Origin of the sequence: Flavobacterium sp. FlaQc-49 (genome assembly GCF_044005985.1) — a bacterium.
Taxonomy (GTDB): Bacteria; Bacteroidota; Bacteroidia; order Flavobacteriales; family Flavobacteriaceae; genus Flavobacterium; species Flavobacterium cupriresistens.
This window is the reverse complement of record NZ_JBIPCS010000001.1, coordinates 461,180-481,409: the sequence shown is the minus strand read 5'-3', so window position 1 is coordinate 481,409 and position 20,230 is coordinate 461,180. Positions and strand designations below refer to the sequence as shown.

General features: G+C 35.3%; 14 protein-coding genes. 13 read left to right on the top strand and 1 reads right to left on the bottom strand.

Translation table 11 applies throughout. The annotated features are described in order from the left end of the window. The first annotated feature begins 2 nt into the window (after positions 1–2). Both ACHRV3_RS01975 and ACHRV3_RS01970 read left to right on the top strand, forming a co-directional pair. The gene (locus ACHRV3_RS01975; protein ID WP_047777376.1) at positions 3–935 is read left to right on the top strand and encodes a type IX secretion system membrane protein PorP/SprF; all 933 of its coding nucleotides are present in this window, start codon (positions 3–5) and stop codon (positions 933–935) included. A gap of 22 nt (positions 936–957) precedes the next feature. Next, positions 958–2,883, top strand: a complete 1,926-nt coding sequence (locus ACHRV3_RS01970) for an OmpA family protein (protein WP_395434333.1) — start codon at positions 958–960, stop codon at positions 2,881–2,883. A 152-nt stretch (positions 2,884–3,035) separates the two neighbouring features. On the opposite strand, the gene ACHRV3_RS01965 is transcribed toward ACHRV3_RS01970, so the two are convergent. Next, positions 3,036–4,136 carry a PepSY-associated TM helix domain-containing protein gene (locus ACHRV3_RS01965; protein WP_395434332.1) on the bottom strand — a complete coding sequence of 367 codons (1,101 nt, stop codon included), beginning with the start codon at positions 4,134–4,136 and terminating at the stop codon, positions 3,036–3,038. A gap of 320 nt (positions 4,137–4,456) precedes the next feature. Here ACHRV3_RS01965 and ACHRV3_RS01960 point away from each other — a divergent pair, with 320 nt between their 5' ends. The 11 genes from ACHRV3_RS01960 to ACHRV3_RS01910 all read left to right on the top strand — a co-directional run bounded on the left by ACHRV3_RS01960 (position 4,457) and on the right by ACHRV3_RS01910 (position 19,952). Next, positions 4,457–5,083, top strand: coding sequence for a LuxR C-terminal-related transcriptional regulator (locus ACHRV3_RS01960; protein ID WP_395434330.1), 627 nt, complete (start codon positions 4,457–4,459; stop codon positions 5,081–5,083). Positions 5,084–5,370: 287 nt separating this feature from the next. After that, the gene (locus ACHRV3_RS01955; RefSeq protein WP_395434328.1) at positions 5,371–6,789 is read left to right on the top strand and encodes a pyridoxal phosphate-dependent decarboxylase family protein; all 1,419 of its coding nucleotides are present in this window, start codon (positions 5,371–5,373) and stop codon (positions 6,787–6,789) included. A gap of 8 nt (positions 6,790–6,797) precedes the next feature. Continuing rightward, complete coding sequence (locus tag ACHRV3_RS01950) at positions 6,798–8,129, top strand: lysine N(6)-hydroxylase/L-ornithine N(5)-oxygenase family protein (RefSeq protein WP_395434327.1); 1,332 nt, start codon at positions 6,798–6,800, stop codon at positions 8,127–8,129. 270 nt (positions 8,130–8,399) lie between these two features. After that, on the top strand, positions 8,400–8,999 hold the full coding sequence (locus tag ACHRV3_RS01945) for a GNAT family N-acetyltransferase (RefSeq protein WP_395434326.1): 600 nt from the start codon (positions 8,400–8,402) through the stop codon (positions 8,997–8,999). Between the two features lie 896 nt (positions 9,000–9,895). After that, entirely contained in the window at positions 9,896–12,979 is a 3,084-nt protein-coding gene (locus ACHRV3_RS01940) for a SusC/RagA family TonB-linked outer membrane protein (RefSeq protein WP_395434325.1), read from the top strand. A 12-nt stretch (positions 12,980–12,991) separates the two neighbouring features. After that, a complete protein-coding gene (locus ACHRV3_RS01935) occupies positions 12,992–14,497 on the top strand; it encodes a SusD/RagB family nutrient-binding outer membrane lipoprotein (protein WP_395434324.1) in 1,506 nt (501 codons plus the stop codon). 564 nt (positions 14,498–15,061) lie between these two features. Beyond that, on the top strand, positions 15,062–16,162 hold the full coding sequence (locus tag ACHRV3_RS01930; RefSeq protein WP_395434323.1) for a sulfatase-like hydrolase/transferase: 1,101 nt from the start codon (positions 15,062–15,064) through the stop codon (positions 16,160–16,162). Between the two features lie 5 nt (positions 16,163–16,167). Continuing rightward, a complete protein-coding gene (locus ACHRV3_RS01925) occupies positions 16,168–17,511 on the top strand; it encodes a DUF5690 family protein (RefSeq protein ID WP_395434322.1) in 1,344 nt (447 codons plus the stop codon). Next, positions 17,495–18,652: a TIGR03364 family FAD-dependent oxidoreductase gene (locus tag ACHRV3_RS01920; protein WP_395434321.1), complete on the top strand. Its 1,158-nt coding sequence runs from the start codon at positions 17,495–17,497 to the stop codon at positions 18,650–18,652. The genes ACHRV3_RS01925 and ACHRV3_RS01920 overlap by 17 nt, the downstream gene beginning before the upstream one ends. 2 nt (positions 18,653–18,654) lie before the next feature. Further along, a complete protein-coding gene (locus ACHRV3_RS01915) occupies positions 18,655–19,338 on the top strand; it encodes a phosphonatase-like hydrolase (RefSeq protein ID WP_395434320.1) in 684 nt (227 codons plus the stop codon). A gap of 293 nt (positions 19,339–19,631) precedes the next feature. Continuing rightward, on the top strand, positions 19,632–19,952 hold the full coding sequence (locus ACHRV3_RS01910) for a hypothetical protein (protein ID WP_395434319.1): 321 nt from the start codon (positions 19,632–19,634) through the stop codon (positions 19,950–19,952). Positions 19,953–20,230: the final 278 nt, after the last annotated feature.

The window sequence follows — 20,230 nt, the reverse complement described above, 5'->3', positions numbered from 1 at the left end:
AAATGAAAATTACCAAATCATATATAGGGATAATGATGTTGTTGAGTTTATTCACAACAGTAGGCAGTAGAGCACAGCAAGACTCTCAGTATACGCAATATATGTACAATACAATGACCATAAATTCGGCGTATACCGGAACCAGAGACATGTTAAGTATATTAGCGTTGTACCGCAATCAATGGGTAGGATTAGACGGCGCACCTGAGACTTTGAATTTTTCAATTCATAGCCCTGTTGGGGATAGAGTAGGTCTTGGATTTTCGATAGTCAGTGACAAAATCTTTATATCAGACGAAACAAATGCGAATGGAGCTTTTAGCTATCAAATTCCTGTCGCCGATGGAAAGACACTTTCGTTGGGAGTAAATGCCGGTTTTAATTTATTGAGTGTTGATTTTTCAAGGGCCAATACAGGAGCATTAGACCCTACAGATCCAAATATTCAATACAATATTGAAAATAGATTTTCGCCACAAATTGGAGTAGGAGCTTTTTATTACACCGATAAATTTTATGCCGGATTAAGTTCTCCCAATTTATTAGAGACCAAACACTACAATTCCAATATAAACAGTACAGCCAATGAACGTACCCATATGTATTTTATAACAGGTTATGTTTTTGATTTGAATTATTTCCTGAAATTAAAACCGGCATTATTGGTAAAAGCCGTTAGTGGTGCTCCATTATCCGTTGATGTTTCTGCGAATTTTTTATTCAATGAAAAACTAACATTAGGAGTAGCCTACCGCTGGGATGCGGCGGTGAGTGCCCTGGCCGGATTTCAAATCTCAGATAAATTTATGGTCGGCTATGCCTATGATTGGGAAACTACCGAACTGAGTCGTTACAATAGCGGATCTCACGAGATTTTCATTCGATTTGAACTTTTCAATCTGAGAAAAAAAATACTATCACCACGTTTCTTTTAATTTAACTTAAAGCAAATCAAATATGAAAAAATATTTATATCTTATTTCGAGCCTGTTTTTAGTGACATTTTTTGGATACGGTCAGAATCAAATCTCAGAAAAAGGGAATAAAGAATACGATCAATACTCCTTTATCAATGCGCGCGAGTATTATTTAAGAGTAGCGAACAAAGGAAATGCCTCACCGGAATTATTACAAAAACTGGGAGATTCCTATTATTACATATCAGATTATGAAAGTGCGTCAAAATGGTATGGTCTCTATTTAAAGTCAGAAAATAATGCCCCTCCTGAGTATTTGTATCGTTACGCTTTATCTTTAAAATCAATAAAAGCTTATACGGAATCAGACGTAATGATGGATAAATTCTATAAAATCAAAGGAAACGATTTTAGAGCCGCAGAGTTTAATGCTAAAAGAGATTATCTCAAAGAAATTGGTTTGCAGTCCGGAAGATTTACGATGGAAAAGGTTGATTTCAACGATAAATACTCCGATTTTGCACCCTCTTTTTATGGAGACACACTTGTTTTTGCCTCCAATAGAGTGTATCGTACCTTTGAGAAAAACGTTCATACCTGGAACGATCAACCTTTTTCAGATTTATATCGGGTAGATAAAGACAAAAAGGAAAAAGTACATTTTTTCTCTAAAGATATTAATTCTAAATACCATGAATCAACCGCTGCTTTTACTAAAGACGGCAATACGATTTATTTTACAAGAAACAACTATCTGAATAAAGTTTATGCCGAAGATGACAATGGTTTAAACCGATTGAAATTATACCGTGGACATAAAAAGAATAAAAAATGGGTTATTGAAGAATTACCCTTTAACTCCAATCAATATTCGGTAGCACACCCTTCCCTGAGTACCGACGATAAAACACTTTATTTTGCGTCTGATATGCCAGGCGGTTACGGACAATCTGATTTGTACAAAGTAGCGATTACTGGAGATACATTTGGAAAGATAATAAACCTGGGAAAAGAAATTAATTCCGAAGGAAGGGATACCTTTCCGTTTATGGCTCCGGATAATAAATTATTCTTTGCCTCAGACGGTCATGAGGGACTTGGAGGATTAGATGTTTTTGTTTCTCAAATGAACGCAGACGGAAGCTTTGATCCCATTTTTAATCTCGGAGAACCGATAAACGGTCAACTGGACGATTTTACTTTTATTATCAACAAAGCAGGAGAGGGTTATATGGCTTCCAATCGGGAGAACTCTCAGAACGATGAGATTTATAGTTTAAAACAAATTAAACCACTTATTCTTAAATGTACCCAATATCTAAAAGGAGTAGTATTAGACAGTAAAACTCAAATGGTAATCGCAGGAGCCCATGTGAAATTGCTAACGGAAAACGGAGAAATAATAGCAGAAACCACTAGCGGATTAGACGGCAGTTACACTTTTCCAGACCCGTTAGACTGTAATAAAATTTATTTAGTGCGTTCAGAAAAAATATATTATATCCCCGTAGAATTGGTATTGACTACAGGTACAGTTCCTGAAGGCATCATAAATCAAAATATATTGATGCAAAAAGGTGATTTTGTGACCGGTACAGACTTAGGACAAGTACTAAAATTAGACCCGATTTATTTTAACTTAGACAAATGGAATATCAGAAAGGATGCAGAAATAGAACTGCAAAAAGTAATCGATGCCCTGCAGAAATTTCCTGATTTAAAAATTGATGTCCGTTCGCATACCGATAGCCGTGCGCCCTATAAATACAATTTAAGTTTGTCTAACAAACGCAATAAAGCAACCATACAATATATTATCAAAAAAGGAACCATAGATCCAAGCAGATTATCAGGTCGCGGTTATGGTGAAAGTGAACCTGTTAACGATTGCAAAGACGGAGTTAAATGCTCAGAAAAAGAACACCAGCTGAATCGAAGAAGTGAGTTTATTATTTTGCAGAAGTAGGTGGTCTTACGTTTCAGGTTTCAAGTTTCATGTTTCATGTTTCAAGTTTCACGTTTCAGGTTTCACGTTTCAGGTTTCACGTTTCAGGTTTCACGTTTCGTATGCGAAAGCAAACCGCGACTGTGATAAAAACTTGAAACAACAACTGAGAACTACTTCTTCCTTCCTAACCAGATAATTAAACCCGAAATAGGCAGTGTCAGTGCGAAAAGGGTTACCAGAAAAGCAATTATTTTAGTTGGATACCCATAAATACTTCCCGTATGAATGGGGTATATAAGACGTCTTACCCGGTCTCCATTGCTAAAAGATTCATAAGGTCTGGTTTCGATATTTTTACTGGTGTATTTATCAAAATAGACAGCACTGGATTGATTTGGAATACTGATATCCGCATATTCTTTTAGTACCAATATACTGTTTATGGTGTCTGACGGCATTCTGATTTGAATATTTCCTTTGTATGGAAAAATACTGTCGGTCTTTCTGTATAGATTTTGATAGAAGCTCGTTTGATCCAGTTTTGGGTCTATTTTTGTCGGGTTTTCTACTTTTGGAGAAGCCTTTTTTATAGCACCGTCAGCCAGAAAGTACATTCCACTTTCGAACCATTTAAAAGACCATGTCAGACCTGTTAAAGAAATGATTAGTAAGACCAGAAAACTATAAAAACCAAAGGTAGAGTGAAAGTCCCAGTTGACTCTTTTAAACGAGGCACTCCATTTAACCGTTAATCGCTGTTTTAGATTTTTCATTTTTTTAGGCCACCAAAGTATAAGACCTGAAATCAGCATGAAAACGAAAATCAGACAAGAGATACCCGTGATCATTTCTCCAACATCATCAAGAAGTAATTGTCGGTGCAGCGATAAAACAATGGAGTAAAAGCGGTTTTTTTGTAATACCGTTCCAAGCACTTTTCCGGTATAAGGATCCATAGAGAATATTTGTGCTTCCTTGTCTTTGTTTTTCCCAACAATTACAATGGTGCGCATAGGATCATTATAGGTACTAATACGGCTTATTTTTTTTACTGAATAATCTTTTTCTAAAACCGCAGTACAATAATCCAAGGTTTTTTTCGTGGAACCAATAGTGTTGACGGTATAAAATTCGGGATTTAGGAACTGATCAATTTCCTTTTCAAAAACGAGTAAACTTCCTGTAAGAGCAACAATAAATACGATAAGTCCTGATCCAAGACCCAACCAAAGGTGTAACCAACCGATACTTTTTTTAATTTTTTTATTCATGTGTTTTCAATGGTGAAGATGTAATGCAGCGATGTAATCTTTCAATCACAAGTGGTAACATCTTAATTTGATTCGTACTGTTTTGCGCGCAAATTTAGTATTTATTTAGATTAGTTATAGGCAGTGTAAAGTAGAAAGAATATCTTTTAAGTCACTCTTTATGATCCTGTAAGTTAAAAATAACTTTCTAATTTTAAGACAGAAGCCTTATTTTGTACTCAGTTTCTTTCTTTTAGTAGTATAACTGCAAATAATTTAATACAGTAGTATGGAATTATTTCCTTATTTTTGTTTAGACCAATTCTAGATAAAGACAACTAATGAAAAATTTTCTTATTGCTGATTCCGAAAACCTACATATAATCGGACTGAAATATACACTAAAGAAATTTGTTAAAAAGGCAAGTTTAACGTTGGTAAATTCTAAAGATCAGTTACTTAATCATTTGGAGCGGAATAAAGTAGAGTGTCTGATTATAGATCCCAATAATATTTTTTTATTCTATGAAGATGATTTTAGACAGCTGCGTGCCAACTTTCCGGATTGTAAGATTATAATTTTATCCTACTTTAAGAATAAACAAAACGTAAATACTTTTCTACAAGAAAGAATTGACGGATTTATTTCCAAAGATTGTCAGGAACAAACCATTTTTGATGCACTTTATAAGATTGAAAACGGAGAGCGTTACCTATGTCCAAAAACATTGAATTCACTTATTGATGTACTTGTTGTACCCCCTTCAGATGCAAACGAGAAACTTACTTTTAGAGAGCATGAAATCTTACAACAGATTGCTAAAGGCAATGATGGAAAAAGTATAGCATCGCTCTTTTTTATAAGCATACACACCTTTAGAACACATCGGAAAAATATTATGAAAAAAACAGGGAGACATACCACCCCAGAGTTGATTTTATATGCTATTGATAATAAAATGATATAATTTTCATTCAAATTCAATAACTTTTATTAGTTATTTCCTACTACAGGTATGGTAGGCCAAGTACCTCTTCTGGGGAGTTTTATTTACTCTCGGTGTAGTATTGACTTTGTTTTTTATGGGCTATACTTTTGCTAAAAACTATTCTTTAGAATGAATCTAAATAAAATAAACCAATGGAAGCAAGAGAGCAAATAAGAACAATTCAGTTAAAAAATGTATTAGAAAAAAGCTACAATAAACATATTTTTTCTAATAATGAAAAATCCATTTCTCTTTATAAAAAGAGTATGAAAAAGGCAATTAAATTAATTGCTAAACATTTGGAGAGCAGAGACACGCCTTTTACAGGTACAAGTATTGCTACAATTAAAGAGAAGATTGATGCAATTGCACTTGAAGATAATTACCAAGGGAAAAGTTTAGAATATGTTTTAGACGAACTTAAAGATATTTATCTTAATGATTGTATTCATTTTCATAATCCAAAATACATTGCACATTTAAATTGCCCGATTCTGACACCTACACTGGTTGCAGAAGCATTTATATCTTCTTTAAATTCGTCAATGGACACTTGGGATCAAAGTACCGGTGGTACTTTTATCGAATTGAAACTGGTAGAATGGACCATTGAAAAATTAGGTTATCCTGAGCGAGCTGATGGAATTTTTACGAGTGGAGGGTCACAGTCAAATTTGATGGGATTACTTTTAGCGAGAGATCATTATGTAAAAAAGCATTACAATATGGATCCTAAAATGGATGGACTTCCCGCTGATGCTTCAAAGTTTAAAGTGCTATGCTCTGAGGTAAGTCATTTTAGCTTAAAAAAGAATTTGAGTTTATTGGGATTAGGTCAGAATGCTGTGGTTCCTGTAGCGGTTGACACTGATTTTAGAATGAATATCCAGGCACTTAAAAAAGTAATTCAACAACAGAAGGACCTTGGGAATATACCAATAGCAATTGTTGGTACTGCGGGAACTACAGATTTTGGCTCAATTGATCCTTTAACTGAAATTGCTGCAATTTCTAAAGAAAACAAATTATGGTTTCACGTTGATGCTGCTTATGGCGGAGGACTATTGATTAGTGAAAAACATAAAAACAAATTGGATGGAATCGGACTTTCAGATTCTGTTACGATAGATTACCACAAAACTTTTTATCAGCCGGTAAGTTCAAGTGGTTTTTTCATGAGAGACAAATCGTATGTGGATTACATAAAATACCATGCAGACTACCTGAATTCTAAAGAACAGGAAGACGAAGGGATTCCAAACATGGTTAAAAAATCAATACAGACGACCCGCAGATTTGATGCGCTGAAACTTTGGTTTACCTTAAGAATAATTGGAACGGAAGGATTGAGTACCTACATGGAAAAAGCGATCGACAATGCCCTTTTTACCGCAAACTTATTGAGAAACAGAGAGGATTTTGAAATAATTCACCAACCCGAAATAAGCACCGTTGTATTTCGTTACACCCCTTGGAAAAATGAGGAAGGATCGTTCTGTGGCCTAAACAGCTACATCCGTAAAGCTATTTTCAATGAAGGAAAAGCCATTATAACAAGTACAAAAGTTTACAACGAAGTATTCTTAAAATTCACCTTATTAAACCCGCTTACAACTCCTGCCGATATTGAAGAAATTATTGGTTTAATCGTTTCTCACGGTCAGGAATATACATTGATAAATTAATACCCCTTATGGAAAATAAAATATACGACTTTATAGCTGTTGGTGTTGGACCTTTTAATCTGAGTCTGGCTTGTCTTACTGCTCCAATTGAGAATCTTGACGGTTTGTTTTTTGACAAGAATGAATCTTTTAACTGGCATCCGGGAATGCTTTTGCAGGACACAACGTTACAGATTCCTTTTTTGGCCGATTTAGTAACGCTTGCTGATCCAACAAGTCAGTTTAGTTTCTTAAATTATATAAAAGAGCAGGGAAAAATGTACTCGTTCTATATTCGAGAAAACTTTTTACTGTTAAGAAACGAATACAATCAGTACTGTCAATGGGCGATTAAAAAACTACCGAATGTATTTTTTAATACAGAAGTTTCAATGATTGAATATGATGAGAATCTGGGGGTTTATATTGTAAAAACCGTTTGCACTAAAACCGCTGCAGTTACTTTTTATAAAACAAAAAAGCTTGTTTTCGGAACAGGGACTGCACCACATATTCCTAAATCTTGCGAAGCTCTTAAAGGTAAAGCAATTCATTCATCGGCCTATATTCAGAGTAAAGAAGCGTTGCAAAAGCAAAAGTCGATTACCGTTTTAGGAAGCGGGCAAAGTGCTGCCGAAGTGTTTAATGATTTATTGCAGGAAATAGATGTTTACGGATATCAATTGAACTGGATTACACGTTCGTCTCGTTTCTTCCCGATGGATTACAGTAAACTTACTTTAGAAATGACTTCTCCTGAATATGTGGATTATTTCTATAGCCTGCCGGCAGAAAAAAGAGATTACCTGTTGAAAGATCAAAAGCTGCTTTACAAAGGAATCAACAAAGATTTAATTGAAACTATTTTTGATACGATTTACGCGAAAAAAGTAATTGCTGAAATTGATGTCAATTTAAGAACAAATGCAGCCTGCATAAAAGCAGATTACGACGATGATAAAGCATCTTTTGAACTCGAATTACATCAGGTCGAACAAGATAGAAAATACCGTCATACTACAAATGCATTAGTTCTGGCAACAGGATACGGGTATAAAATGCCTCGTTTTATTGAAGGAATTACATCGAGAATCCAATGGGATGATAAAGGACGTTTTGATGCCAACAGAAATTACAGCATTGACAAAAACGGAGGAGAAATCTTTGTTCAAAATGCAGAATTGCACACACACGGGTTTGTGACGCCGGATTTAGGAATGGTTTGTTACCGCAACTCGTATATCATTAAAGAAATGACGGGTGTTGAACACTATGCCGTAGAAACCAAAATTGCTTTTCAGGAGTTTGGAGTTCCAGCTTCCGAGACCATCAAATCGAATGCCTTCGAAGAAATTTTATAACTAATTCAAGTTGCTAGTCAATTATTCTTTTGTAATCTCTTACTATTTGAATAGACTTCAGCTTTAACTTAATGTGATTAGGTTAAGATATTTTTTACGCAGATTTTGCGGATTAAGCGGATTTTTTTATTTCAATCCACTAAAATCTGCGTGAGACTTTTTTTGACAATCCTACTAACTTGTTCCATTTTAGAGGAGCACTAGCAACTTGAATTAATTACAAAATACGATAGCACCTTATAAAAAAATAATAGCTTAATTCAGCAACAGATGATTAATAGTAAAATAACTTATACCGAAAATAAAACCATAACCGATATCGTTTTTGTCAAAACAATTCCCGGTACAGGTGTATTCGAACTCCGCCCATTGGATTTAGAGACCGATATGCCATTATTGCATGATTGGGTAAACCGCGATTATGCAGTCTATTGGGGAATGAATGGATTTTCTTTAGAACAAGTATACGATTCCTATCACGAGATTCTTCAAAAAACCGCCGTCTATATGGGCGTTTTTAATGGCGTTACTTCCTTTTTATTAGAATGTTACAATCCGGAGGAGGATAGCATTGGAGAATATTATGATGTAAAAGAAGGAGACAAAGGAATGCATATTTTGGTAGCGCCTTTTGAGAAACCAATTAACAGTTTTACATGGTCGGTTTTTACGGTAATTCTTGATTTTATTTTTTGCGATGCCAATAACCAACGTGTTGTTGTAGAACCGGATGCACGCAATCATAAAATTCATTTATTAAACAGAAAAGCAGGATTTGTATTCGAAACCCTACTTGAACTGCCACATAAAAAAGCACATCTTGAATTTTGTACCCGTGAAGATTATTATAAGGCTTTGCAGACTGTTTAGGTCTTAGTTTTCAGTCTCAGTCTCAGTCTCAGTTTTCAGTCTCAGTTTGCAGTTTTCAATCTACATTTTACATTTTTGATGTATTTATTGTCTATCTGAGTGGGGTCTAAAAGTTTTACGAGGGCTTCGACTTCGCTCAGCCTCACAGTTTTGGTTTTCGGTTTTTAGTTTGCAGTCGCAGTTTACAGTCGCAGTTTATAATTGGGACTGTAAACTGCGACTGTTTTGTTTTATGGTTTAACTGTGAAACGATCAACGCAAAAACCTGTATGGTAACAAAAATCTTGCAGAGGCGCCAAGTTTTTTTTGGAAACACTTTTTAAATACTTAAAGTTCATGTGGGGAAGTAAACATCTCGCAGAGTCGCAAAATCGCAAAGTATTAATGAAAAAACAGAAAAAAAACTTAGCGGCTTGGCGTCTTTGCGAGATCGTCAAAGCGAGAAGTTGGAAAATTAGGTACTTAAAAAGCTGTGGCGAAAAAGTATAAGATCTGCTACTGCTAACAAAAGAAATCTAAAAATTATTCCACAACTTTTGAACTTGATTCGAAATTACATAACTACAAGATATTTGTTCCTCCACAACAATATGTCTTGATCCCTTATATGGTTTAAATACATTTTCACTTAATCTTTTACTTTTGCACCCGATCGTGTAAACTGTGAAATGTAAGTTGAGGCGGAAAACTGCGACTGCGACTGCCACTGAAAACTATAATTACCATAAACCTTACGGTTAAAAAAACAACCACAAAGTTTGCAACGATAACATTAAATTGACAATAGCATAAAAACTTGTTAAGAATTTCTTAAAATCAAAAAGTTAACCAATAGTAAAATATTTGCAACATTTGCACTGTAAAAATTTACTAATAGTAACTATTTGATTAACCAAATGAAAAACTTAAAAACGTTAATGATTGTATTAATGATGTTCTCAACATCATTAATTGTTGCTCAGACAATCCCTTTTAAAGGAAAAGTGATTGATGAACTTGGTCTGCCATTACCCAGCGCCTCTGTTCTGATTAAAGGAACCACTACTGTTGTAAACACAGATTTGGATGGTAATTTTGAAGTGAAACTACAAAAAAGTAGTGAAATCCTGGAAATCTCTTTTTTGGGATATGTACCGGTTAATTTTAATACTGCGGGCAAAACTTCGGCAGTAATTACTTTAAATCCTGATTCTCAAAAATTAGATGAAGTGGTCATAACTGCTTTAGGAATCAAAAAGGAAAAGAAAAGATTAAGCTATTCTGTTCAGGAGGTTGAAGGAGATTTAACTAAAGGAAGGGATGCGAATGTAATGAAATCACTTTCGGGAAAAGTTTCAGGTTTGGTTGTGGCTTCTTCTTCTGAATTTTTTACCAGTCCTAAAATGTATTTGAGAGGTAAAAGTCCGTTGGTTGTAGTCGATGGTGTACCGTTGGGAACAGACACTTGGAATATTAGTCCGGACGATATTGAAAGCATCAATGTCTTGAAAGGATCAAATGCAGCAGCACTTTATGGTTCTGTAGGTGGAAATGGTGCTATTCAGATTACGACTAAAAGAGGAGCAAGCAATAAAAAAGGATTTGTGGTCGAATTCAATCACAACTCAATGATTCAGGGCGGTTACAATGCGGTTCCTAAAACACAAAACGCCTATGGACCGGGTTCTTATGGAAATTATGCTTTCGTTGACGGTAAAGGAGGAGGAATCAATGACGCTGATTACGATCAATGGGGACCAAAATTCGACGGACAGTTAATTACACAATACGATAGTCCGCGTGATGCAAACGGAAAACTAATTGCAACTCCTTGGACGGCAAGAGGCGCTAATAACTTTGATAATTTTATGGAAGATGGTTTACTGTCTACCAGCAATTTATCATTGTCTTCTAATTTTGATAAAGGAAATATTCGTTTTTCATTATCAAAAACCTATCAGGAGGGAATCAATCCTAATACGAAATTGAATATTTACAATTTCAATCTAAGCGGAAGATACAATTTGAGTGACAAAACCTGGGTAGATGCCAGTTCAAACTTTAATTTTCAAACCTCTCCCAACAATCCAAATGTGCAATACGGGCCTAATAGCTATATCTACAATATGCTGATCTGGGGTGGAGCTGATTATGATGTCAGAGATTTAAGAGACTACTGGCAAAAAGGAAAAGAAGGCATTCAACAAAAAAACTTCGAATATACGCGCTACAACAACCCTTACTTTATGGCTTATGAATGGCTGAGAGGGTACTACAAGAATGACTACTCAGGTCAAATAAGTATAAACCACAAATTCAACGACAGTTTCTCTGCTTTGATCAGAACCAATATGGTGGTGAGTAATTTGTTTCAAAATGAAAAATTTCCTTATTCCATGTCTACTTATGGAAGAGAAAAAGCAGAAGGTGATTACAAAGAACAGTACGATTACAGGTTTAAAAGCTACTCTGATTTTATGTTGAATTACAACAAAACGATTAAAGATTTTGAAATAAAAGCAACCGTTGGAGCTAATATTAATATTGATAAATACAGGAATTCCGTTGCTTCCACCAACTATTTAAAAATACCGGGATTATATACTTTAAGCAACACCCAAACCCCAATGCAGCCAACGAGTTATAACAGTCATTTTGAAACCAACAGTTGGTACGGCTCAATGGATTTGTCTTATAAATCATTTTTATTCCTTGGAGCTACCGGAAGATTTGATACCGACTCGAGGCTACCGGAACAAAACAATACATTTTTCTACCCATCAGTTGGTTTAAGTGCTGTTATAAGTGAAATTATAGACATTCCTTTAGTCGATTTATTGAAAATCAGAACTTCCTATGCTAAAGTAGGAGGCTCTTTGGATATCTACAGTAATCTGGATACCTATCGTTTAAGAGATCCTTTTACTATTGGTGGAACGACTTATAATGCTGCTTATGTGGGTGAAATTCTGAACAATGCAAAACTGGAACCTGCTTTCAACTCTTCAAAAGAAATAGGAATAGAAACCAGAATGTTTAAAAACAGATTTGGTTTTGATGTTACCTATTATCAAAATACAAATGGTCCTCAAATTTTTGATTTAAAATATTCTGAAACTACAGGTTATCAGGGAAGCAAACAAAATGGTATTACAACACAGACAAAAGGTATTGAGGTAGCGCTGTTTGTGAAAGCTGTGAAGACGACCAATTTCAATTGGGATTTCAATGTGAACTGGTCTACTTATAAAGAATACTTAAAAGAGGTTTATGCCGGTATTCAAAATAATGGCTTAATTAAAATCGGAGATCGTGTTGATGCTTTTTATATCAATGATTTTATGAGAACCAATGACGGAAAATTAATTGTAGGTAAAGACGGAAAACCGCTTGTTAATTCATACCAAACCAAAGTAGGGTACAAAGCACCGGATTGGTCTATGGGAATCACGAATAATTTAAGGTATAAAAATGTGGCTTTGAATTTTACATTTGATGGTCGCTATGGTGGGAAAATCGAGAACTACGTGAATCAGAAAATGTGGCAGAGTGGAAGACATGTTGATAGTAATACACCAGAAAGAGCCAATGATGTAAAAGGAATAAAATCTTATGTTACCGATGCTGTGGTGATTACAAGCGGACAATTGATCACAGACGGTCAGGGGAATGTGATTACAGATACCAGAACTTTTGCGCCAAACACTACTAAAATGTTTTATCAGGATTATGCGAAATCGTATCACGGTAATTATGCAGCCAATATTATAGACAAGACGTTTTTTAAACTAAGAGAAGTGAGTCTGACTTACAGTTTGCCAAATTCTTTCCTGAAGAAATCATTTATGAGTGCGGCTTCTATTTCATTGATTGGTCGTGACTTGTTTTATTTCTCAAAAAATAAAAATATCGACTTAGATCAATTTTTAGACGAGAGTGCTTCTCCGCTGCAAACACCAACAGTAAAAAGTTACGGTATCAACTTAGACCTTAAATTTTAATCACAAACGAAAATGAAAACAATACAACACTATAAAAGCGTACTACTTCTTGCAATGGTTTTTATGCTGGGAGGTTGCACCAATTTTGAAGATCTGGCAGATGATCCCAATCGTGCGACAAGTGTGCCACCTTCGATGTTATTGACCGAAGTTTTAAGAGTCATGAATAATGTAGATGACGAAGGCCCGTGGTCAGGTGCTCAGAGAGACAACCAGTTTTGGGCCATCTCTTTTGATTATTATGGAAATCAGGATTACAACTGGGGTGCTGCATCCTTACGTTACACCACACTGTCTAATGTTCAGGCCATGGAAAAAGAAGCCGGAAAATTGGATTCAAGAAACAAATACGGAGCATTGGCTAAATTTTTCAACGCCTACTTTTTAGATTATATGTCTAAAAGAATGGGGGATATCCCAATGTCTGAAGCTTTACAAGCCAAAAACAACAACCCGATTACAAAACCAAAGTACGATACCCAAAAAGAAGTGTACACCGAGGTTTTAAGACTTTTGGATGCTGCAAACGATCAAATAACTGTAGCAAAAGCGGAAATTGGAACGACAGCCGTGCAAGGAGATTTTTTATTCAAAGGAGATTTAGACAAATGGCAAAGAACGATCAATACTTTTCGTTTGAGAGTACTAATTAGTTTAAGTAAAAAAACAGGAGAATTAGATGTTGCCAGTCAATTCAATAAAATAATAAGCAATCCATCAAAATATCCGTTGATGGAAGGAATTAAAGACAATATGACCCGTTATTTTTCAGATGAAACAGGGAACAATTATAAAATAAATCCAGGCAACTATGGTTTCAACAGAAACAGAAACATAATGGGAGGGACGTATTTGAATATCCTAAAACAAAATAATGACCCAAGAATTTATAAAGTTGCCGATCCTGCCTCTTTTTATTTTAAAGCCAATGACCCTCTGAATTTGAATGCTTACATCGCCGCCAATACAGGTGATGAGCAGGGTTCTATGCAAGTAGCTTCGGATCAGGGGAAATTATCGTACCCAAATGAAAAGAGATATTACAGCAATTATATTGGTGAAGCCTACATCCTAATCGGTTATGCCGAACAACAATTTGCAATTGCGGAAGCGATCAACAGAGGATGGATTAATGGTGATGCGGCAGCATATTACAATCAGGGGATTAAAGCTTCTATGGAATTTTATGGAGTTGCCGCTGCCGATGTCAATACTTTTTTAAACCAGAGCACGGTAGCGTACCAAGGCAATAATGCAACAGGTTTGGAACAGATTTTAACGCAAAAGTATGTAGCCTTTTTTCAAAACTCAGAGAGAGAATCCTATTTCAATTACAGAAGAACAGGCATTCCGAAATTTGATGTCGGACCGGCAAATAAAAATGGCGGTAAGATTCCGACACGCTGGAAATATCCGCAAAGCGAATTCGAAACAAATTCTGAAAATGTAACGGCAGCTTTAAAGAGTCAATACGGAGGAACAGATGATATTAATGCCGTAATGTGGCTTATTAAATAGAAATTTTAATAAAAGTTATTTAACACATAGAAACATAGATACATAGAATTGAAATCGTAAAAGGGAAGATATTTAAAGAAAATCATGATTTTTTCACATAGTCTTATGTGATTTATGTAGAGTGAAACGTCTTTTTCCAGCGGTTTAAAACTATGTCTCTATGTGTTAAAAAAAAGCAATAAAAAGTTATTTAACACATAGAAAAATAGAGACGTAGAATTGAAATTGTCAATGCGAAGGTGTTTCAAGAAAATCATGATTTTTTCACATAGTCTTATGTGATTTATGTAGAGTGAAACGTCTTTTTCCAGCGGTTTAAAACTATCTCTCTATGTGTTAAAAAAAAGCAATAAAAAGTTATTTAACACATAGAAAAATAGAGACATAGAATTGAAATTGTCAATGCGAAGGTGTTTCAAGAAAATCATGATTTTTTCACATGGTCTTATGTGATTTATGTAGAGTGAAACGTCTTTTTTCAGCGGTTTAAAACTATGTCTCTATGTGTTTAAAAAAAAAATAACCGCCAACGAGTCAAGGTCTATAAAAACAAAATCAATAATAATGAAAAAATCAATAATAATTTCGAGTGTCGCTTTTCTAAGTTTTTTTAGCGGAAACGCGCAACAAAAAGAAGCTGTAAAAAATCCAAAAGTAGTAGTAATCACTTTAGATGGATTTCGCTGGCAGGAATTGTTTACGGGCGCTGACCAGAAATTGGTAGCCGAGAAGAAGTATGTAGAAGATACAACCCATTTAAAAGAAAAATTCTGGAGAGCTACACCCGAAGAACGAAGAACCGCATTAATGCCTTTTTTCTGGAACGAAGTAACCAAAATGGGACAATTGCACGGTAACAGAAATCAGGGAAGTGACGTGAATTTAACCAATACCATGTGGTTTTCGTATCCGGGGTACAACGAAATATTAAGCGGAGTTGCCGATGATGTGCGCATTAAAAGCAATGATAAATTCAACAATCCCAATACAACGGTTTTAGAGAAAATAAACAAACTGCCGAAATACAAAGGCAAAGTAGCCGCTTTTGGAAGCTGGGATGTGTTTCCGTTTATTGTGAATGAAGAACGTTCGGGCATTCCGGTAAATGCAGGTTTTGAGGAGGCTAAAGGGAAAAATCTTTCTGCAAGAGAAACTTTCTTGAACGAATTGCAGTCTAAAGTACCTTCTCCTTGGGATTCTGTTCGATTTGATGCTTTTACTTCTAACTACGCCTTAGAATACATGAAAAAAGAACATCCGGAATTGATCTACATTTCTTACGGAGAAACAGATGATTTTGCACATGATGGGAATTATCAAGCCTACTTAAATTCAGCTCACGCCACAGATGGATTGATCAAACAACTTTGGAATTATACTCAGAGTGATCCTTTTTACAAAAACAATACAATTTTTATCCTTTCAACAGATCATGGTCGTGGTTCTGAACCATTGGACACCTGGAGAAGTCATGGTTCTAAAATAAATGGTGCGGATCAGGTTTGGTTGGTTGTTTTTGGTAATGGCGTTCAGGTTTTGGGTGAAGTAAGATCAAAAGAGCAATTGTACAGCAACCAAATCGCACCTACTGTTTTGCAACTTTTAGACAGCAAAGCAAAAGACACTGAAATGAAAGGGAGCGCTTTACCGATCCTTAAAAAATAGTAGGAATGAGTAAGAAAAAATCAGATATTTCTTTTGTACTAACGGCTTCACTGGCTGCTTTCGGAGCGTACTTTTGCATGTACGCTTTTAGAAAACCCTTTAGCGTGGCGACTTTTGAAGGACTGGAAGTATTTCATATTGATTACAAAATCCTGCTGATTATTGCTCAGGTTTTAGGTTATGTGCTTTCAAAATTTATCGGTATAAAGGTTATTTCGGAACTAAAAGCGAAAAACAGAGTGTTTTATCTTTTAGGTTTAATAGGAATTGCAGAAGCCGCTTTAGTACTGTTTGCAATTGTTCCGAAACCCTATAATATTTTGTGCATGTTTATCAACGGTATTCCATTGGGGATGATTTGGGGCATTGTTTTTTCTTATTTAGAAGGAAGAAAATTTACCGAAATACTGGGAGTAGCATTAAGCACAAGCTTTATCGTTTCGAGTGGAGTAGTAAAGTCAACCGGTTTTTTTGTAATGGAGTCCTGGGGGTTTTCACCCTTTTGGATGCCGGCCATAACGGGTTTAATTTTTATACCGCCCTTGTTGTTTTTTGCCTGGTTGTTAGAGAGAATTCCAAAACCAACAGCAGAAGATATAACGTTGCGATCAAAACGCATTCCGATGAGCAGTAAGGATCGCAAAAAAGTGGTCCTGAAATTTTTGTTCCCGATCACGCTTTGGATTTTGTTTTATACGTATCTAACGGCTTTTAGAGATTTTAGGGACAATTTCGCAAGAGAATTGTGGGACAGTATCGGTTATAAGGGAGATACATCGGTTTATGCCAGTTCAGAAGTAATTGTGGCGGTGATCGTATTGTTGGTTTTGGGTGCAGCTTTTTATTTTAAAGACAATATGAAAGCCTTGTTTTTCTATCATATATTATTGATAATTGGCTCGTTGTCTATTGGGTTTTCGACGCTTTTGTTTCACTTCGGAACTATAGGCCCTTATTATTGGATGGTGGTCTCCGGCTTCGGATTGTACATTTGTTACGTACCTTTTAACAGCCTTTTTTTCGATAGATTTATAGCTGCTTTCAAAATAAAAGGAAATGCAGGATTTCTAATTTATCTGGCCGATGCTTTTGGCTATTTGGGGAGTGTTTCGGTATTGCTGTATAAAAATTTCGGACAGTCAACTTTGTCCTGGTTGAATTTCTTTATAGACGGAGCCTATATAGTAGCCGCTATGGGAGTGTTAGTTAGCATTGGTTCAATGCTGTACCTCACTAAAAAAAAGAACAAGAAGAAAAAAGAGAATGTAAAATACAACCCGTTAGGCGTGATTCAAAAGACAACTAACGAGTTCGAAAATAATTTATTTTTAAATGAAAACAAGATATGATTTAATAGTTGTGGGAGGAGGGGTTTTAGGAACTTTTCATGCTTATCACGCTTTAAAAAAAGGATTAAAAGTGGCGGTTATCGAAAAAGATAAAATGCCTAAAAGTGCTACTATTCAGAATTTTGGACAAGTAGTACCGTCAGGAATGGATTCAAAATGGCAAGCTTATGGACGAGAAAGTCTATTGATTTACAAAGAAATTCAAAGCCAATTTGATATTTCAATCAGACAAAACGGCTCAGTTTATCTGGCTTCCAACGATGAGGAAGTGCAACTTATAGAAGAGCTGGCTGAAATAAATAAAGGGAATGATTATCAGTCCAATTTGTTGACTAAAGAAGAATGTCTGAGCAAATATCAGGGTTTGCGCTCCGATTATGTAAAAGCGGGTTTGTTTTTTCCTGATGAAGTAACGGTAGAGCCAAGAACTATGATTTACCGACTTCAGGAATATATGCAGCAATTTTTGGGTTTAGAATTAATTACCAATACAGCAATTGTAAACTGCGAAAACACCAATGCCGGTGTAACAGTAGAAAGTGCCGCAAACGAAACTTTTTTGGCCAAAAAGGTGATTATTTGTAATGGCAGCGAGTTTAAAACATTATATCCGGATTTGTTTTTCAAAAGTGATATTGAAGTTTCAAAATTGCAAATGTTGCAAACTAAACCACAAGCCAATTACAAGTTAGACGGCTCCATTTTAACGGGATTATCGATTAGAAGATATGAAGCTTTTTATGAATGTCCTTCGTTTAAGGCCATTAAATCCAAAGAAGATGCAGATTCTTTAGAAAAAAAATGGAGTGTTCATATTCTCTTCAAACAGGCAATGGATGGCTCTGTGATTTTGGGAGATTCACACCAATACGCTACCGCAGCAAACAGTGATGATCTGGGGTTTAATCTGGATATGGATATTGATAATTTTATGATACAGGAGGCAAAAAAGATTATCGATTTGCCGACTTACGAAATTCAAAACAGATGGTTCGGAACCTATTCTCAATGCAAAACCAAAGATGTTTTTGAGCACACTGTCGGTGACAATATTCACATCATTACCGGAATTGGAGGAAAAGGAATGACGGGGAGCGCCGGATTTTCAAAAGAGAATATTACTAAAATTTTTAACGTATAATAATGAAACAAAGAATAGAATTGGTGGTCTTTGATATGGCCGGAACAACTGTTGACGAAGGAAATGTAGTCTACAAAACAGTGCAAAAAGTAATTAATGAAGAGGGATTTACGGTGTCTTTGGAAGACGTTTTAAAACACGGTGCAGGTAAAGAAAAATACCAGGCGATAACCGATATTTTAACAACCTGTACAAGTATAACAAATGTGAAGAGTGTGGCGGAAAAGGCATTCGCTAATTTTAAGATTGCTTTAGAAAAAGCATACAACGAATTGGACGTAAAAACTTTTGAAGGCACAGAGGAGCTGTTTAAAGATTTACAGGCCAATCATATAAAAGTGGTTTTAAATACAGGCTACGATAGCATTACAGCCAATAAATTACTGGATAAACTCGGCTGGAAAGTAGGAGTGACCATAGATGCATTAGTAACTGCCGACGATGTTAAAAACGGACGACCTGACGGCGATATGATTTTAAAAGCAATGGAGCTCATGGGGGTAAATGATCCTTTGAAGGTGCTAAAAGTAGGTGATTCGGCTATTGACATTGAAGAAGGAAAAAGCGCCCATTGTGGCATGACAGCCGGAGTTTTGACAGGTGCGCAAACCCGTGAGCAAATTCAGGAAGCTGCTCCTACCTATATCATTGAAAGTTTAAAAGAATTAAGAGTTATACTCTTATAATATATTGTGTTTATTTTTTTTGAACTCTTCCTTTATTTCAGGTAAAGGAGGAGTTTTTTTGTTTTTACTTAAAAGTTGTTGTGATGACTCTGATAAATACTTTTTGGAGAGTATGAAATTTTTTATAAAGTTTTTCCTATTTTTATGATTGTATTGTAAGAAAATTTATATTTTTGTTTAAAACAAATAACGGAAGAAGTAATTAAACGGTACGGACTGATTTCAATCTGTAGTATATCCTGTTGTTTTGTTTTTTCCGTTGTGTAAATTTTTTAAATTATTATTTAGAACTTATGATCACAGTAGAAAAAACAATTTGCGAAGGGCAAAAAATAAGCCTTGTTCGTATACTTAGAGACATAAAGAAGAAAAACCAGGTTCAGGCTTTAGAAACGGTACTATCGGCTATAGAAAATGATGTACCAATAGAGAAAGAAAAACATCTTGAGAGCGTTAAATCTTTGGGCGTAAGTACAGAAACGATAGAGTTTGTCGAAGAGAAAACCACAATGAACCACAATATCACTTTTGCTGAAGCAGTTGAAATCGCTTTAATCATGATAGCGGTAATCGGAATATATCTATTTGCCGTTTTAATTCTTTTGATAAAATAATTTAGGAGCTAGAATGAAATCGCACGCAGATTTAGCAGATTTAGCGGATTTGCGCCGTCTGTTCGATATTGTTCGGGTAACGAATTTTTTATCAGTGCTTTTGCAAAAATCTGCCGGATCTGCTAAATCTGCGTGATAAAAAAGATCAAAACAATCAAGAACATGAAACATAAAATAGTTTTTACCAGTAACCTAAAAAAGTATTAGATAGAATTAAATTGCTCCCTACAGATTAAATCCTTTTAATCTTTTTAATCTGTGGCAAAAAATAATTTTTG

Excerpts from the sequence above, each read along its gene's own strand:
- ACHRV3_RS01910 (WP_395434319.1), top strand. The coding sequence starts at position 19,632 with ATGATCACAGTAGAAAAAACAATTTGCGAAGGGCAAAAAATAAGCCTT.
- ACHRV3_RS01915 (WP_395434320.1), top strand. The coding sequence starts at position 18,655 with ATGAAACAAAGAATAGAATTGGTGGTCTTTGATATGGCCGGAACAACT.
- ACHRV3_RS01975 (WP_047777376.1), top strand. The coding sequence starts at position 3 with ATGAAAATTACCAAATCATATATAGGGATAATGATGTTGTTGAGTTTA.
- ACHRV3_RS01925 (WP_395434322.1), top strand. The coding sequence starts at position 16,168 with ATGAGTAAGAAAAAATCAGATATTTCTTTTGTACTAACGGCTTCACTG.
- ACHRV3_RS01945 (WP_395434326.1), top strand. The coding sequence starts at position 8,400 with ATGATTAATAGTAAAATAACTTATACCGAAAATAAAACCATAACCGAT.
- ACHRV3_RS01950 (WP_395434327.1), top strand. The coding sequence starts at position 6,798 with ATGGAAAATAAAATATACGACTTTATAGCTGTTGGTGTTGGACCTTTT.
- ACHRV3_RS01930 (WP_395434323.1), top strand. The coding sequence starts at position 15,062 with ATGAAAAAATCAATAATAATTTCGAGTGTCGCTTTTCTAAGTTTTTTT.
- ACHRV3_RS01965 (WP_395434332.1), bottom strand. The coding sequence starts at position 4,136 with ATGAATAAAAAAATTAAAAAAAGTATCGGTTGGTTACACCTTTGGTTG.
- ACHRV3_RS01920 (WP_395434321.1), top strand. The coding sequence starts at position 17,495 with ATGAAAACAAGATATGATTTAATAGTTGTGGGAGGAGGGGTTTTAGGA.
- ACHRV3_RS01960 (WP_395434330.1), top strand. The coding sequence starts at position 4,457 with ATGAAAAATTTTCTTATTGCTGATTCCGAAAACCTACATATAATCGGA.
- ACHRV3_RS01955 (WP_395434328.1), top strand. The coding sequence starts at position 5,371 with ATGAAAAAGGCAATTAAATTAATTGCTAAACATTTGGAGAGCAGAGAC.
- ACHRV3_RS01970 (WP_395434333.1), top strand. The coding sequence starts at position 958 with ATGAAAAAATATTTATATCTTATTTCGAGCCTGTTTTTAGTGACATTT.
- ACHRV3_RS01940 (WP_395434325.1), top strand. The coding sequence starts at position 9,896 with ATGAAAAACTTAAAAACGTTAATGATTGTATTAATGATGTTCTCAACA.
- ACHRV3_RS01935 (WP_395434324.1), top strand. The coding sequence starts at position 12,992 with ATGAAAACAATACAACACTATAAAAGCGTACTACTTCTTGCAATGGTT.